Below are 16,799 nucleotides of genomic sequence, written 5' to 3' on the forward strand. Positions count from 1 at the left end.
CAAACCACTGAATACAAGGACTCTAGCGGATCGCGGCCCGATCCGACAAGGCCGTTGGGCGCGAAACCGCTCGTTGACCCGCGTCAGAGACAGCACTACCCGGCGGGCACCGTGAAGCCGTCACCCTCCCCCACCTCCCGCCGTCGCCACAACAAATAGATCGCCGGGATGACAAACAGGCTCAACAGTGGCGCGGTGATCATGCCGCCAACCATGGGCGCGGCGATGCGGCGCATGACCTCGGACCCGACCCCGGCCACGAGCATGATCGGCAGCAGCCCGGCGAAGATGGTGGCGACCGTCATGGCCTTGGGGCGGATGCGCAGGACGGCGCCCTCGATGATGGCGTTCGCGAGATCGTCCGCCGACCCGAGCCGCCCTTCCTCCTGGCGCTGTTTCACCGCCTGATCCAGATAGACCAGCATGATGACCCCGAACTCGGCGGCGACGCCGGCGAGCGCGATGAAGCCGACGACGACCGCGACCGAGAGGTTGTAGCCTAGCAGGTCGATCAGCCAGACGCCGCCGACCAGCGCGAAGGGCAGCGATAGCATGACCAGGAGCGCCTCGGCGGTGGAACGGAAGGTGAGATAGAGCAGAATCAGAATGACCGCCAGGGTGACTGGCACCACCTGCGCCAGCCGCTCCTGGGCGCGCAACAGGTATTCAAACTGCCCCGACCAAGTGATGGAATAGCCGGGCGGCAGCGGCACCCGGTCGCGCACCACGGCTTGCGCCTCGGCGACATAGCTCCCGAGATCCCGACCCCGGAGATCGACGAAGGTCCAGCCATTGAGCCGGGCATTTTCGCTCCGGAGCATGTCCGGACCGTCGACGATCACGACCTCCGCGACCTGCCCCAGCGCGACCTGGGCGCCGGTGGGCGTGACGATGGGTAGCTCGCGCAGCTTCTCGATGTCGTCGCGCCGTTCGCGGGGGAAGCGGAGATTGACCGGATAGCGCTCCAGCCCTTCGACGGTCTGGGTGATGGCGGCCCCGCCCAGACCCAGGGCGACGATCCGGTTGAGGTCGTCGATGTTGAGCCCGACCCGCGCGGCGGCGAGTCGGTCGGGCCGGATCTCGATATAGCGCCCGCCGGCGATCCGCTCGGAATAGGCCGAGGCGGTTCCCTCGACCCGCATCACCGCCCGCTCGACGGCCTGACCCAGACGATCGAGCTCGGCCAGATCCGGCCCGGCGATCTTGATCCCGACCGGCGTCTTGATGCCGGTGGCCAGCATATCGATGCGGGTCTTGATCGGCATCACCCAGGCGTTGGTGACGCCGGGGAAATCGACCAACGCATCCAGCTCGGCGATCAGGTCGTCGAGTGTCAGACCGGGGCGCCATTGGTCGCGCGGTTTGAGCTGGATCAGGGTCTCGATCATGCTCAGCGGGGCCGGGTCGGTGGCGGTCTCGGCGCGTCCGACCTTGCCGAAGACCCGCTCAACCTCGGGCAGACTGGCGATCAGGCGGTCGGTCTGTTGCAGGAGTTCGCGTGCCTTGCCAATGGAAATTCCCGGCAAGGTCGTCGGCATGTACATCAGATCGCCTTCGTCGAGTTCGGGCATGAACTCGGAGCCCAGGCCAGTGTGCCAGTCCTTCAGTACCGGGACCGCGCGGAAGGTTTCGCGCCAACCGTTGGCAAGCCCCGCCTGCCAGGATTCGATCTGGGCGAGCGCGGCCCGATGCGGTCCAGTCTCCACGACCAGCCCCACGGCCTGGAACGGCCATTTCAGGGGGGCCAGAACCCCGCCGATCCCCGCCAGCGGAATCAGCGTGCTGAAGAGGAGAAGGACGGACAGGGCGATGGTCGTCCGTGGCCATTTCAGCACCCGGACGAGCAGCGGCCGATAGACCCCGATGAGCGCCCGGCTCAGCGGATTGGACGACTCGCGCGGGATGCGCCCCCGGATCAGATAGCCCATCAAGACCGGCACCAAGGTGACCGCCAGACCTGCGGCGGCGGCCATGGCATAGGTTTTAGTGAACGCCAGCGGCGCGAACAGTCGTCCCTCCTGTGCTTCCAGGGTGAAGACCGGCATGAAGCTCAGGGTGACGATGAGCAGCGAAAAAAACAGCGCCGGACCGACCTCGGTCGCGGCCTGGCCGATCACCTCCCAATGCCGGGCTCGGGTCAGATCGGGGCCGGCGCGCTCCAGATGTTTGTGGGCGTTCTCGACCATGACGATGGCGGCGTCGACCATGGCCCCGATGGCGATGGCGATGCCGCCAAGCGACATGATGTTGGCGTTGATACCCTGTGCATTCATGACGATAAAGGCCACGAGCACACCGAGCGGCAGACTGATGACCGCGACGAAGGCCGAGCGCAGATGGAAGAGAAAGACCAGACAGACCAGCGCGACAACGACGAACTCCTCGATCAGCTTGTCGCGGAGGTTATCCACCGCCGACAGGATGAGTTCCGAGCGGTCATAGGTCTCGACAATCTCGACGCCCTCGGGCAGCCCGGCCTTGAGCGTGTCGAGTTTTGCTTTGACCGCCGCGATGGTCGTCAGCGCGTTCTCGCCGGAACGCATCACGATGATGCCGCCGGTGACCTCGCCCTCCCCGTCCAGATCGGCGACCGCGCGGCGCATCTCCGGGCCGATTTGAACCCGCGCCAGATCGCGCAGCAGGATCGGCGTTCCGCTCTCGGTCAGGTCCACCGGGATGGTTTCGATGTCCGCCAACCCGGTCAGATAACCGCGGGTGCGGATCATGTATTCGGCTTCGGCCAGTTCGATCACCGAGCCGCCGACCTCCTGATTGGCGCCGCGCACCGCCTCCGCGACCCGCGACAGCGGGATGCCATGGGCGCGCAGTTTTTCGGGATCGATCACAATCTGATATTGACGGACCATGCCGCCCACGGTCGCGACCTCGGCGACGCCGGGCACCGCCTGCAACTCGAACTTGAGGAACCAGTCCTGAAGACCACGCAACTGCGACAGGTCATGCTGTCCGGTGCGATCCACCAAGGCATAGCTGTAGACCCAGCCGACCCCGGTGGCATCCGGTCCCAGTCGCGGTTGGACACCTTCTGGGAGACTGGATGCCGCCTGACTCAGATACTCCAGCACCCGCGAGCGCGCCCAGTAGAGATCGGTGCCATCGTCGAAGAGGATATAAACGAAGCTATCCCCAAAGAAGCTGTAACCGCGCACCACCTTGGCCCCCGGCACCGCCAGCATGGTGGTGGTGATGGGATAGGTGACCTGCTCCTCGACCACCTGGGGCGACTGACCCGGAAAGGCCGTGCGCACGATGACCTGCACATCCGACAGGTCAGGGATGGCATCCAATGGGGTCTGTTTGACGGACACCAGACCCCAAGCAGTGAGCAGAATCGCCGCCAGCAACACCAGAAAGCGATTTCGTAGCGACCAGAGAATCACCCATTTCATGATTTTTCTCCCTGAAAAATCATGAATGAACGTCTCTGATGATTTTCATCATGGGAAATGCCAAGCGCCAACGCAGCATAAAACTCAATGCACATGATCGCCTCCCAGCACCATGGAAGCCCCCCGACCGGCATTTCTCAAGGTGGACTCGGAGTCGATGAGGAATTGACCGGAGACGACGATCTCATCGCCCTCGTCCAACCCCGACAGGATCTCGACCTCCCCGCTGGACTGCATGCCGGCCACCACATCAATGGGCTGAAACCGTCCCTCCCCGAACGCCTTGACCACGCTCGCGCGCTCGCCGGTCACGATCAGCGCCTCGGATGGGATCTTCAGCACCCCGCGCCGGGGTCCCCCATAGATGACGACGTTGGCGAACATGCTGGGCTTGAGTGCCAGTTCGGGATTCTCGAAGACCAGCCGCGCCCGCAACGTGCGGCTTTTCGGATCCAGTGACGGATAGAGATAGTCCACCTTGCCTGTCCAGGTTTGACCGGGTCGCGCCGGCAGCCGGATCTCCGCCGTCAGTCCGGGTGCGAGCCAGTCGATCTGATGCTCGAAGATGTCCGCCAGCACCCAGACCCGGCTCAGGTCCGCGATGGTGAACATGGCGCTGGCGGCGGTGACGTACATGCCTTCACGCGCCACCATCTCGGTCACCACGCCATCGATCGGAGCCAGAACGGGGATCGTCTGGCGGATCTCGCGACGCCGTTCGATGTCGCCGATGACGGGCTCAGGAACCTCCAGCAGACGCAGAATGTTGCGCGCCTTGTCCGTCTTGACCTGCGCCACGCCCGCCGGCTGCGGGGCCAGCGCCTGAAGGAAATCGACCTGGGCCGAGAGAATGTCCGGCGCATAGAGTTGCGCTAGCTCCTGACCCTGACGGACCGGTTCGCCCTCAGACCGCACGACGAGCCCCTGGATGAAGCCATCCGCACGGGGATGCAGGTGCGCCAGACGAGTCTCGTCATAGTCCACCCGGCCAAGGGTACGGATGTACTTCCAAAGGGTGCCGCGCTCGACACGCGCGGTCCGCACACCCAAATTTTGCACGACCGCCGCGTCGAGTCGGACCTGTGGTCGACCCTCTGACGTGTCGTCCGTCAGCGGATCCTGCCGCTTTTCCACCAGGTTCATGCCGCAGATCGGACAGGTGCCCGGCGCATCCCGAAGGATTTGCGGGTGCATGGGGCAGACATAGGTCGGATCCTGGTGCTTGGCCGCATGCTCCAGGGGCGTGTCCTCCAGGGTCTCGGACAAGGTTTCGCTGGGCGTGGCGCGTGTCGGCGACTCCCTGCCGCAGGCCGGTAACAACAGGATCGAGAGCAGGACCGCCAGGAACGGGACGGGACGCAGGGAAATGGAAAGATCGAGCATGACGATGACCTCCGTCGCCGCGACAGCAGGCGCCGTTTCGAGCAATGGAAACTAGCGCGACGCAATCGCGCGCGCCGAACAGGCTGACGGACGTCAGCGGGGCTCAGACGGTCGACGGGTCAGGAGGTCGAGCGGCTCGGTCGGGGAAAAAACAGTAATCGACACTGGCGGGATTCGCATGCCGGTCGGAGCCGGCGGGGAGCATCCGAACAACCGTGGCGGACGGCAGACCGTGGATCACGCCGAAGGCGACCGCCAGCGCGCACTTGGCGCATTTGAGTAGCTGCTCGCCATCGAACGCGACATCAACGCTCCGGTCTAGGGCGTGCATCGGGCAATCGGCAACGTCGGAGGTCGGATTGGAATTCTTGCAGTCGAGCCAAATACCCGCCATCACCTGAGCTTGAAAGGTCAGCAGGCAGAGCAGAACGATCCATCTGGCGGTTTGGCTGGAGACGTGCATACGAGGGAAGATGGTGATGGATGCAGGCAGCTGCAAGCCGCCCGCACCGTCAAGGCGAACCCCGCCGAATCCGCCCATCCAGCACGGGCGCAATGGTCTTGCCGTGACGAATGGCGTCGATCAGCAGGTCCGAAATCAGGCGCCCGGTCATCACCGGAGCCGTCATCTCGGTGAGCATCGCATAGCCATCGCCGCCCGCGGCCAGGAAATCGGGCATGACGACCTGATAAAGCCGCTCGGGATCGATAGGGCCATCCTGCAGGCTGGCCGACGCCAGCCGCCGATCCGCGATGACATAGCGCAGACCGGAGACCTGAAGCAATCCGCCGGGATTGTCCTCGGGATCGAACGCGGCGCTCCGTTGCAGTGCCGCGATCAATTGCGCCCCGGTGAGTTGTCCCACGACCAGTTCGTTACGGAAGGGAAAGGCTTGATAGACCTGCTTGAGCGTCACGGGTCCAGCCGGAATGCTCGCCCGGAAGCCACCGGCATTGAACAGCGCGACATCCGCAAGCGTGACTTCGCGCGCCAGATCCGCCATCAGATTGCCGAAGACGGCCTCGCCACGGCGAATGTCCTCGCGCCGGGCGCTCAAATCCACGGCCGCCATCCCGATCTCCTCGGCCAGTCCAGACTCCGCCTCCGCGACGATGCGCGCGACCTCGGTCGCCATCTCGGGATCTTCGGGGACGCTGGCATCCATGGGCAGAAGACGGTAGGCGGTGCGCTCCAGACGCCCCTCCCGACAGGCCAGATCCAGGCGGCCGAGCCAATGACCGCGCTCGCCGGCCTGCACGATCACAACGTCGCCTTCCAGCACCGGTTGTTCCAGGACAAAGTGATTGTGACCGCCGACGATCAGATCGATCTCCGGAATCGCCTGCGCCAACCGCCGGTCGTCGGTCAGCCCGAGATGCGACAGGACGACTACCAGATCGGCCTGTTCGCGCAACTCAGGCACGAGCCGTCGGGCGACGGTCACCGGATCCTCCACGCTCACACCGACCGCATTGCGCGGATGGGTCGCCGTCGTCAGCTCCGGGGTGGTCAGTCCCAGCAGGGCAACGGTCGGACTATCCGGCCTGTCGATCACCAGGGACGGCTGGACCGGCAAGGGCTCTGGATGGGTCTGAATATTGGCCGACAGAAAGGGGAAATCCGCCTGCCCGGCCAAGCGCCGGAAGACATCCTGACCATAGTCGAACTCATGGTTGCCCATGACGGCGGCATCCACGCCCATGCGGTTGAACAGGATGACGTCTGGGATGCCGAGGAACAGACTGGAGCTGACCGTGCCCTGAAGCAGGTCGCCAGCGAACAGGAGGAGCACGGGGCGGTCGGGATTCTCCGCGCGCACCCGCGCCACGGTTGCCGCCAGTCGCGCAAGACCGCCGAGGCCCACGGGATGACCCGTGGCGGAGGCCGCGTCGGTATCGGGTTCCAGTTGACCGTGGAAGTCGTTGAAATGCAGGAGGGTGACGGTTGCGCCGGTTCGGCAATCCGCATCGGCCACGCCATGGATGAGTAGGCTCAGCAGACAAGCCAGGAGTCGGGTCAAGCGAACTGTCGGGACGAACATATCAGCAGAGGCGCCAATGCGTTTTGGGATCGCGCGGCCGACGGCGGCGCGATCTCCATTTGAATGAGGTGATTTACGGGAAAGACTTTACCGATTTTCCGTTCGTCCCATTCGACAAGCTCATGACAGGCTTCGATCCTTCGGCAAGCCTGTCCTGAGCGAAGCCGAAGGGCTCAGGGCTCACCACGAACGGATGCAATGTCACCACGAACGTGGGTATGCGCTTTTCAGGAAATCACCTTATTTCTGAGGCGCGCGCAGCGGAGCCATATGCATCATCCACTGTGGCTGAGGCCGTGCCGCGGGCGCGGCGACTGGAGCCGGAATCGGGGCAGGCGCGATCTCGACGGGCTGCGCGGATTCAGGTTCGGCAACGACAGGGGGGCTCTCGATAGCCGCTGGCTCGACAGCCTCGGTCGCGACTGGCTCGGCAGTCTCGACCGCCGGGGGCGCCTCGGCCGACACTGACTCAACCGTCTCAGTCGCCGGGACCGCCTCAGTCGCGACTGGCTCGACCGTCTCAACCGCCGGGGCCGCCTCGGCCGACACTGGCTCGACCGCCTCAACCGCCGGGGCCGCCTCAGTCACCACTGGCTCGACCGCCTCAACCGCCGGGGCCGCCTCGGTTGCCACTGGCTCGACCGCCTCAACCGCCGGGGCCGCCTCGGTTGCCACTGGCTCGACCGTCTCAACCGCCGGGATCGCCTCAGCCGCGACTGGCTCAGTCGCCGGGGCAGCCTCGGTTGCCACTGGCTCGACCGCCTCAACCGCCGGCATCGCCTCGGCCGCCACTGGCTCGACCGTCTCAGTCGCCGGGGCCGCCTCGGTTGCCACTGGCTCGACCGCCTCAACCGCCGGCATCGCCTCGGCCGCCACTGGCTCGACCGTCTCAGTCGCCGGGGCCGCCTCGGCTGCCACTGGCTCGACTGTCTCAACCGCCGGGGCCGCCTCAGTCACCACTGGCTCGACCGTCTCAACCGCCGGAGCCGCCTCGGCCGCGACCGCCTCAACCGCCGGCATCGCCTCGGCCGCCACTGGCTCGACCGTCTCAGTCGCCGGGGCCGCCTCGGTTGCCACTGGCTCGACCGTCTCAACCGCCGGGACCGCTTCGGCTGCCACTGGCTCGACCGGAGTCTCCGTGGCGACAGGAGCGGATTCAATCGGCGCGACAACTGCCTCCTGGCTCGTTTTGCTGGCAGGGCGTAAGGGCGCGAAATGACTCACGCCGGGCTGCTCGATACGCATCGGTTTCGCATGCGGCGTGGGCGCCACCGCCGGTTTAGCAACAGGCGCGGGCTCAGGGGCGGGCTCGCTCGCCTGCGGCTCAGGCGAGGCGGCATCGACCGGAACCTCGGCGACGGGAGCGGGTTCTACAACCGGCGGCGGAGCCGGCGGCTGAACGAGGGTAACGCTCCCGACCCGCGCGAGATTCGCGGACATCTGCTTAGAATTGAGTGGAACCTGGTCGCCGGCAAGTCGATCCGAGGAGATGGCGTAGATTGCCCCCAGGACAACCAGCACGCTCACGCCACCAACGATCATCTTGCTGCTATCGATGTTCCCCAGCATGGCTCGTGCTTGCGCGAGTCCGGGTACGATTTCACTCATCGGTCTGATCCTCTTATTCGGATGTCGAGTCTAATGAATTTTGAGAGCTGACAGGTTAAGTCCATCCAGGCTGCCTGAACGAATGCCTTCGCTCAAGTCATGTCTTAACTTCAGCTTGCTCGACCTATCGCGCAGAGCGATGACGCGATGAGCAAGCAAGTTGGGAGCTGTTCGTGATGTTTCGATGCGGATGCATCGCGTCAAGGCGAAAAGGATGCTGCCGGGCTGGAAAGCTAACACAATTCATCCCTGTTCTAAATAGGGCATGGCTTGTCGTGACGGTCACGCCAGGACCGAGATGGAAGATGTCCGCATTCCGAGTTCGGCATCGAATCCCGAGATTCCCCATCCATGATCACGGGTTATTAAATCCTCAAGATTGATGCAGTCCGGGGACGGGCGATTCCCTGGTGCGTTATATTGACGCGTTGTTTCGGGGCTTCGTCTCTCCAGGCCCGCGCTATGCCGCGGTCGAATCTGAATCCTACACGAAGCCTCGGTCGAATCGACCTTGCCCTGCAACGCCTCAGGCGTCCTGCCGAGCGTCCCTCAAGTATTCTACTGAAAAGACCGGAGAACAAACACGATGACCGATTACGTCCGCTGGCTGAGCGACCTCGGAATGGACGATGTGCCCGTGGTGGGAGGCAAGAACGCCTCGCTGGGCGAGATGATCCAGAACCTGACCCATCTCGGGGTCCAGGTGCCGGGCGGTTTCGCGACCACGGCCGACGCCTACCGCGAATTCCTGGCCAAGGACGGTCTCGACGAGCGGATTCAGAGCGTTCTCGACGCGCTCGATGTCGACGATCTCGCGGCGCTGGCCGAGGCTGGCCCACGGATCCGCGGCTGGATCATGGAGCAGCCCTTCCCCGCCGCGCTGGAAACCGCCATCGACACGGCGTATGCCAAGCTGACCGCCGAGGCCGGAACCGATGACGTCTCCTGGGCCGTGCGCTCCTCGGCGACCGCCGAGGATCTGCCGGACGCCTCCTTTGCCGGACAACAGGAGACCTTCCTCAACGTCCACGGCATCGACCACATCAAGCACCGGATCCGGGAAGTCTTCGCCTCGCTGTTCAACGACCGCGCCATCTCCTACCGCGTCCATCAGGGCTTCGAGCACCGTAATGTCGCGCTCTCGGCCGGCATCCAGCGCATGGTGCGCAGCGATCTTGCCGCCTCCGGCGTCATGTTTACGCTCGATACCGAATCCGGTTTCCGCGATGCGGTTTTCATCACCTCCAGCTATGGTCTGGGCGAGATGGTGGTGCAGGGCGCGGTGAATCCGGACGAATTCTACGTCCACAAGCCGACGTTGGCCGCCGGACGCCCCGCCATCCTGCGCCGCACGGTCGGCGACAAGGCGATCCGCATGGTCTACGCCGAGGAAGGCGCCGCCTCTCCGGTCCGCACCGAGCCGGTGCCGGAGGCTGATCGCCCGCTGTTCAGCATCAGCGACGCCGAAGTCCAGGAACTGGCCAAACAGGCGATGCAGATCGAGCAGCATTACGGCCGTCCGATGGACATCGAGTGGGCCAAGGACGGCACCGACGGCAAGCTCTACGTGGTGCAGGCCCGTCCCGAGACGGTCCAGAGCCGCTCGGGCAACATCATCGAGCGCTATGTGCTGCGCGAGAAAGGGCCGGTGATGACCAGCGGTCGCAGTATCGGCAGCCGCATCGGCGCCGGCACCGCGCGGGTCGTCGCGAGCATCGCCGACATGAACCGGGTCCAACCGGGCGACGTACTCATCACCGACATGACCGATCCCGATTGGGAGCCGATCATGAAGCGCGCGGCGGCGATCGTCACCAATCGCGGCGGGCGCACCTGTCACGCGGCGATCATCGCCCGCGAACTGGGCGTCCCGGCGGTCGTGGGCTGTAACAACGCCACCGAGGTGGTTAAGGAAGGCCAGCAGGTCACGGTGAGTTGCGCCGAAGGCGATACCGGTTACATTTACGACGGCAATCTGGCGTTCGACTATAAGACCATCGAACTCACGGCCATGCCGGAGATTCCGGTCAAGATCATGATGAACGTGGGCAACCCGGACCGTGCCTTCGCCTTCTCGGCCACGCCGAATGCCGGCATCGGTCTGGCGCGGCTGGAGTTCATCATCAACAACATGATCGGCATCCATCCCAAGGCGTTGCTGGAATTCGACCACCTGCCCGCCGAGCTGAAGGCGCAAATCGCCCCGCGCATCGCCGCCTATGCCAGCCCGCGCGAGTTCTATATCGCCAAGCTGGCCGAGGGCATCTCGACCCTGGCCGCCGCTTTTGCGCCCAACACCGTGATCGTGCGCATGTCGGACTTTAAGTCCAACGAATACGCCAATCTGATCGGCGGCAAGCGTTACGAGCCGGAGGAAGAGAACCCCATGATCGGCTTCCGCGGCGCCGGTCGCTATGTCGCGGATGCCTTCAAGGACTGCTTCGAGCTGGAATGCGAGGCGCTCAAGCGGGTGCGCAACGACATGGGCCTAACCAATGTCGAGATCATGATTCCCTTCGTGCGCACCCTCGGCCAGGCCAAGGCGGTCGTCGAAGCGCTCGCGGCTCAGGGACTGGAGCGCGGCAAGGACGGGCTGCGTCTGATCATGATGTGCGAACTGCCGTCCAATGCCGTGCTGGCGGATGAGTTCCTGGAGTATTTCGACGGCTTCTCGATCGGCTCCAACGACATGACCCAGCTCACGCTCGGACTCGACCGCGATTCCAGCCTGGTCGCCGAGAGTTTCGACGAGCGCGATCCGGCGGTGAAGAAGATGCTGTCGATGGCCATCGCGGCCTGTCGCGCGCAGGGCAAGTATGTCGGCATCTGCGGACAGGGGCCGTCCGATCATAAGGACTTCGCGGACTGGCTGTTGAGGGAGGGGATCAGCAGTATCTCGCTGAATCCGGATACGGTGATTGATACCTGGATCTATCTGGCCGAACAGGCCAAGACGCTCTGACCATCAAAAATCCCCCGCTGGGGGATTTTTTCTGTCCGGACATCAGCCGCCGATGCCTTCGGCGCGCGCTTTGGCAATGAGTCCGTCGGCAATGGTCAGCAATTCAGGCAATGCCTTCACCTCGCGTCCAAGCACGGCATAGCGCCCAGCGACCGTGATCGTCGGCACAGCGTCGATGCGATAGCGGCCGACCAGATAATCGCTCCGACTCAGCTTGGTCTGGACATCGAAGGAATCGAAGGCGTCCGAGAATGCCTTTGAATCCACGCCCTGTTCGACCACCCAATCCAGGATCGCGGGTTTCGTGAAAAGCCGAAGCTTCTGCTTATGCAGTGCATCGAAAACGGACTGATCCAGCCGCTCCAGGTCGCCAGTACTCTCCAGCGCATAGTAGAACCGAGCCAGACTCGACCAGGCGGCGCGACCGAAGCTCACGGGCACTCGGCGAAAGGACACGTCCGCGGGCAGTTGTGTCGACCAGGGATTGACGATGAGGTTGAGATCGCTGCAATGCGGACAGCCATAGGAAAAGAATTCCAGTACCTCGATTTTCCCCGGCATATCGCTGGGCTGAGGTGGATCGATGAGACGCCAGTCGCGGCCTTCGAGCAGATCCGCCAACGCGGGCGATAACAGGGATGCACCCAGGACGCCCCCTAAGGCGCTCAAGAGGGATCGATTGAAACGGCGACGGCTCAACAGCATCGGGAATCTCCAGGACAGAAATTTCAACAAGGCCCCGAGTATACTTCGGATGGTTTCATTCCAAGCATTCAGGTCATCTTATATGCCCCAATATCGCTCACGCACCACGACCCATGGCCGCAACATGGCCGGCGCCCGCGCACTCTGGCGCGCGACCGGCATGACGGACGCGGACTTCGAGAAACCGATCATCGCGGTAGTGAACTCGTTTACGCAGTTTGTTCCTGGCCATGTCCATCTCAAGGACTTGGGACAACTGGTCGCGCGCGAAATCGAGGCCGCCGGCGGCGTGGCCAAGGAATTCAATACCATCGCGGTGGATGACGGCATCGCCATGGGTCATCAGGGGATGCTCTATTCGCTGCCGTCGCGGGAAATCATCGCCGATTCCGTGGAATATATGGCCAACGCGCATTGCGCGGACGCACTCGTCTGTATTTCCAACTGCGATAAGATCACCCCCGGCATGCTGATGGCCGCGCTGCGTCTCAATATTCCGGCCGTCTTTGTGTCGGGAGGCCCAATGGAGGCGGGCAAGGTTTTGCGCGCCGATGGCGAGCATCATCTCGATCTGGTCGACGCCATGATCGCCGGCGCCAATCCCAATGAAACCGACGAGACCGTGGCGCAACTGGAGCGATCCGCCTGCCCCACCTGCGGTTCCTGTTCCGGCATGTTCACGGCCAACTCCATGAACTGTCTGACCGAAGCCTTGGGTCTCAGTCTTCCAGGCAACGGTTCGCTGCTGGCCACGCATGCCAGTCGCAAGGATCTGTTTTTGGAGGCCGGACGACTGATCGTCGAACTGGCGCGACGCTACTACGAGCAGGACGATGCCAGTGTCCTTCCGCGCTCGATCGCGACCTTTGATGCCTTTGAAAATGCGATGAGCCTGGATATCGCCATGGGCGGTTCCACCAACACGGTTCTGCATCTGCTCGCCGCGGCCCATGAAGGCGAGGTGAACTTCACCATGACAGACATCGACCGTCTGAGCCGCAAGGTGCCAAATCTGTGCAAGGTCGCGCCATCCACGCAGAAGTACCACATGGAAGATGTGCACAGGGCCGGCGGCGTAATCGGCATCCTTGGGGAACTGGATCGTGCTGGACTGCTCCACCGCGATTGTCGGACCGTGCACAGCAGCACCTTGGGCGAAGCAATCGCGCAGTGGGATGTGGCGCATAGCCATGAAGAACAGGCGCGTCAACGCTATCTGGCGGCTCCCGGCGGCATCCCGACACAGGTCGCATTCAGTCAGAACGCCTTGTGGCCCGATCTGGATCTGGATCGAGCGAATGGCTGTATCCGGGATCTGGAACACGCCTACAGCCGCGACGGCGGTCTCGCTATTCTGTTCGGCAACCTGGCCAAGGATGGCTGTATCGTCAAAACAGCGGGCGTGGATGCAACAAACCTCACCTTCAGCGGCCCAGCACGGATTTTCGAGAGTCAGGAAGATGCCGTGACGGCCATCCTGACCGACCAGATCAAACCGGGCGATGTCGTCGTGATTCGCTACGAAGGACCAAAAGGCGGTCCGGGCATGCAGGAGATGCTCTATCCAACCAGTTACCTCAAATCCAAGGGACTTGGCAAGGCGTGCGCCCTGATCACCGATGGCCGTTTTTCGGGCGGCACTTCTGGATTATCCATCGGACATGTCTCACCGGAGGCCGCCGAAGGCGGTCTGATCGGGTTGGTGCGGGAGGGCGATCTCATCAAGATCGATATCCCTGCGCGTCGCATAGAGGTTGCGGTTCCGGAGGCTATGCTCGCGCAACGTCGCGCCGCCATGGAGGTGGAAGGGGTGGACGCCTGGAAACCGCTTGAGCGCCGACGCGAGATTTCATCGGCCTTGAAGGCGTATGCCGCGCTGACGACCAGCGCCGCGCATGGCGCGGTTCGAGATGTTTCGCAGCTCAAGACCGTCTGATCGATTGTTCTCGATTGTGATGTAGGCGCCCGCTTGCGGGCGACTGGCGGGTCTGCGGCGGGCGATGGGGTTTGACCGCGTCAAGGCTTTTGGCAGGGGCGTGTCGCCCGAACGGCGCGGACAGCATTTTTCGCGCGCAAAGCAACGCCCCCGACCTTTTTGAGGACGGGGGCGTTGGGGAGAGGGCCCTGGCGGTGACCTACGTTCGCATGGGGAGGCCCCACACTAGCATCGGCGAGCCACCGTTTCACGTCTGAGTTCGGGAAGGGATCAGGTGGTTCCAGTGGTCTATGGCCGCCAGGGAAAGCGTTGACGGCGTCCGCCGGGGCGGGGCCATCGAAACTTGGCGTGATCGTTGTGAATCCGGACCCAACGCGCTTGGGTGTTATATGGTCAAGCCGCACGGTCAATTAGTACGGGTTAGCTCCATCCATTACTGGACTTCCACATCCCGCCTATCCACGTCGTAGTCTTCGACGGACCTTCAGAGGCATCGAGTGCCTAGGGAGACCTCATCTTGGGAGGGGCTTCCCGCTTAGATGCTTTCAGCGGTTATCCCGTCCGAACGTAGCTACCCGGCAATGCCACTGGCGTGACAACCGGAACACCAGGGGTTCGTCCACTCCGGTCCTCTCGTACTAGGAGCAGCTTCCCTCAAGTCTCCAACGCCCACGGCAGATAGGGACCGAACTGTCTCACGACGTTCTAAACCCAGCTCGCGTACCACTTTAAATGGCGAACAGCCATACCCTTGGGACCGACTTCAGCCCCAGGATGTGATGAGCCGACATCGAGGTGCCAAACACCGCCGTCGATATGAACTCTTGGGCGGTATCAGCCTGTTATCCCCGGAGTACCTTTTATCCGTTGAGCGATGGCCCTTCCATACAGAACCACCGGATCACTAAGACCTACTTTCGTACCTGCTCGACGTGTCTGTCTCGCAGTCAAGCACCCTTATGCCTTTGCACTAAACTCCCGATTTCCGACCGGGATTAGGGTACCTTCGTGCTCCTCCGTTACGCTTTGGGAGGAGACCGCCCCAGTCAAACTACCCACCATGCACGGTCCCTGCTCCGGATGACGGAGCGAGGTTAGAACGTCAAACAGACCAGGGTGGTATTTCAAGGATGGCTCCCTCGGAACTGGCGTCCCAAGTTCACAGCCTCCCACCTATCCTACACAAGTCGGTTCAACGTCCAGTGCAAAGCTATAGTAAAGGTTCACGGGGTCTTTCCGTCTAGCCGCGGGAACTCGGCATCTTAACCGAGAATTCAATTTCACTGAGTCTCGGGTGGAGACAGCGCCGCCATCGTTACGCCATTCGTGCAGGTCGGAACTTACCCGACAAGGAATTTCGCTACCTTAGGACCGTTATAGTTACGGCCGCCGTTTACCGGGGCTTCGATCAAGAGCTTCTCCTTGCGGATAACCCCATCAATTAACCTTCCGGCACCGGGCAGGCGTCACACCCTATACGTCCACTTTCGTGTTGGCAGAGTGCTGTGTTTTTAATAAACAGTCGCAGCGGCCTGGTCACTGCAACCCCGTTCGGCTCCGCCCGCAAGGGGCTTCACGTACTTGGGGCGTACCTTCTCCCGAAGTTACGGTACTATTTTGCCTAGTTCCTTCACCCGAGTTCTCTCAAGCGCCTGGGGATTCTCACCCTGCCCACCTGTGTCGGTTTGGGGTACGGTCACGCACGACCTGAAGCTTAGAGGCTTTTCTTGGAAGCGTGGCATCGATCACTTCGTGCCCGTGGGCACTCGTCGTCACGCCTCGGCATTAAGGGTCCGGATTTGCCTAAACCCTCTGCCTACACGCTTGAACCGGGACAACCAACGCCCGGATGACCTAGCCTTCTCCGTCCCCTCATCGCAGTCGTGCCTGGTGCCGGAATTTTAACCGGCTTCCCATCGATTACGCGTTTCCGCCTCACCTTAGGGGCCGACTCACCCTGCGCCGATGAACGTTGCGCAGGAAACCTTGGGCTTTCGGCGGGGGGGACTCTCACCCCCCTTGTCGTTACTTATGTCAGCATTCGCACTTCCGATACCTCCAGCATGCCTTACAGCACACCTTCGACGGCGTACGGAACGCTCCCCTACCATGCCAGTTGCCTGGCATCCGCAGCTTCGGTACATGGCTTGAGCCCCGGTACATCTTCCGCGCAGGCCGACTCGACCAGTGAGCTATTACGCTTTCTTTAAAGGATGGCTGCTTCTAAGCCAACCTCCTGGCTGTCTGGGCCTTCCCACATCGTTTCCCACTGAGCCATGATTTAGGGACCTTAGCTGGCGGTCTGGGTTGTTGCCCTTTTGACGACGGACGTTAGCACCCGCCGTCTGTCTCCCGCGATGGCACTTGCCGGTATTCGGAGTTTGCATCGGGTTGGTAAGCCGGGATGGCCCCCTAGCCGACACAGTGCTCTACCCCCGGCAGTGAACTCGCGAGGCGCTACCTAAATAGCTTTCGGGGAGAACCAGCTATCTCCGAGCTTGATTAGCCTTTCACTCCGACCCACAGCTCATCCGAATCTTTTTCAACAGATCCCGGTTCGGGCCTCCAGTGGGTGTTACCCCACCTTCACCCTGGCCATGGGTAGATCGCCCGGTTTCGGGTCTACTCCCAGCGACTGAACGCCCTATTCAGACTCGCTTTCGCTACGCCTCCCCTAGTCGGTTAAGCTTGCCACTGAGAAGTAAGTCGCTGACCCATTATACAAAAGGTACGCAGTCACCCCTTGCGGGGCT

Annotated in this window: 8 protein-coding genes and 2 rRNA genes (1 of these 10 only partly in view); 2 read left to right on the forward strand and 8 right to left on the reverse strand. The window is 62.7% G+C overall.

Features of this window, described 5'->3' with window-relative positions:
* Window positions 1–95: 95 nt before the first annotated feature.
* From THIVI_RS09190 to THIVI_RS24255, 5 genes are all read right to left on the reverse strand, one after another.
* Entirely contained in the window at window positions 96–3,410 is a 3,315-nt protein-coding gene (locus THIVI_RS09190; protein ID WP_014778324.1) for an efflux RND transporter permease subunit, read from the reverse strand.
* An 84-nt stretch (window positions 3,411–3,494) separates the two neighbouring features.
* On the reverse strand, window positions 3,495–4,793 hold the full coding sequence (locus THIVI_RS09195) for an efflux RND transporter periplasmic adaptor subunit (RefSeq protein WP_014778325.1): 1,299 nt from the start codon (window positions 4,791–4,793) through the stop codon (window positions 3,495–3,497).
* A 103-nt stretch (window positions 4,794–4,896) separates the two neighbouring features.
* Window positions 4,897–5,292, reverse strand: a complete 396-nt coding sequence (locus THIVI_RS09200) for a hypothetical protein (RefSeq protein ID WP_157174416.1) — start codon at window positions 5,290–5,292, stop codon at window positions 4,897–4,899.
* 13 nt (window positions 5,293–5,305) lie between these two features.
* On the reverse strand, window positions 5,306–6,814 hold the full coding sequence (locus THIVI_RS09205; RefSeq protein WP_245537410.1) for a bifunctional metallophosphatase/5'-nucleotidase: 1,509 nt from the start codon (window positions 6,812–6,814) through the stop codon (window positions 5,306–5,308).
* Window positions 6,815–7,075: 261 nt separating this feature from the next.
* Window positions 7,076–8,443, reverse strand: coding sequence for a hypothetical protein (locus THIVI_RS24255; protein WP_014778328.1), 1,368 nt, complete (start codon window positions 8,441–8,443; stop codon window positions 7,076–7,078).
* A gap of 586 nt (window positions 8,444–9,029) precedes the next feature.
* Between THIVI_RS24255 and ppsA the strand changes: the two genes are divergently transcribed.
* Window positions 9,030–11,405, forward strand: coding sequence for a phosphoenolpyruvate synthase (gene ppsA / locus THIVI_RS09215; protein ID WP_014778329.1), 2,376 nt, complete (start codon window positions 9,030–9,032; stop codon window positions 11,403–11,405).
* A gap of 42 nt (window positions 11,406–11,447) precedes the next feature.
* Here the strand turns inward: ppsA and THIVI_RS09220 are convergent, their stop codons facing one another.
* Window positions 11,448–12,110: a thiol:disulfide interchange protein DsbA/DsbL gene (locus THIVI_RS09220; RefSeq protein ID WP_014778330.1), complete on the reverse strand. Its 663-nt coding sequence runs from the start codon at window positions 12,108–12,110 to the stop codon at window positions 11,448–11,450.
* Window positions 12,111–12,192: 82 nt separating this feature from the next.
* Here THIVI_RS09220 and ilvD point away from each other — a divergent pair, with 82 nt between their 5' ends.
* Window positions 12,193–14,046 (forward strand): dihydroxy-acid dehydratase, encoded by a 1,854-nt coding sequence (gene ilvD / locus THIVI_RS09225; RefSeq protein ID WP_014778331.1) that lies wholly within the window; start codon window positions 12,193–12,195, stop codon window positions 14,044–14,046.
* 186 nt (window positions 14,047–14,232) lie between these two features.
* On the opposite strand, the gene rrf is transcribed toward ilvD, so the two are convergent.
* Window positions 14,233–14,348 (reverse strand): 5S ribosomal RNA (gene rrf, locus THIVI_RS09230).
* Between the two features lie 87 nt (window positions 14,349–14,435).
* Window positions 14,436–16,799 (reverse strand): 23S ribosomal RNA (locus tag THIVI_RS09235); it runs 528 nt beyond the window's last position.

Origin of the sequence: Thiocystis violascens DSM 198 (assembly GCF_000227745.2) — a bacterium.
In the GTDB taxonomy this organism is placed as follows: Bacteria; Pseudomonadota; Gammaproteobacteria; order Chromatiales; family Chromatiaceae; genus Chromatium; species Chromatium violascens.

What these genes read in the sequence shown, in the direction of transcription:
- THIVI_RS24255 (WP_014778328.1), bottom strand. Translation starts at nt 8,443, where the DNA reads ATGAGTGAAATCGTACCCGGACTCGCGCAAGCACGAGCCATGCTGGGG.
- THIVI_RS09190 (WP_014778324.1), bottom strand. Translation starts at nt 3,410, where the DNA reads ATGAAATGGGTGATTCTCTGGTCGCTACGAAATCGCTTTCTGGTGTTG.
- THIVI_RS09195 (WP_014778325.1), bottom strand. Translation starts at nt 4,793, where the DNA reads ATGCTCGATCTTTCCATTTCCCTGCGTCCCGTCCCGTTCCTGGCGGTC.
- THIVI_RS09220 (WP_014778330.1), bottom strand. Translation starts at nt 12,110, where the DNA reads ATGCTGTTGAGCCGTCGCCGTTTCAATCGATCCCTCTTGAGCGCCTTA.
- ilvD (WP_014778331.1), top strand. Translation starts at nt 12,193, where the DNA reads ATGCCCCAATATCGCTCACGCACCACGACCCATGGCCGCAACATGGCC.
- ppsA (WP_014778329.1), top strand. Translation starts at nt 9,030, where the DNA reads ATGACCGATTACGTCCGCTGGCTGAGCGACCTCGGAATGGACGATGTG.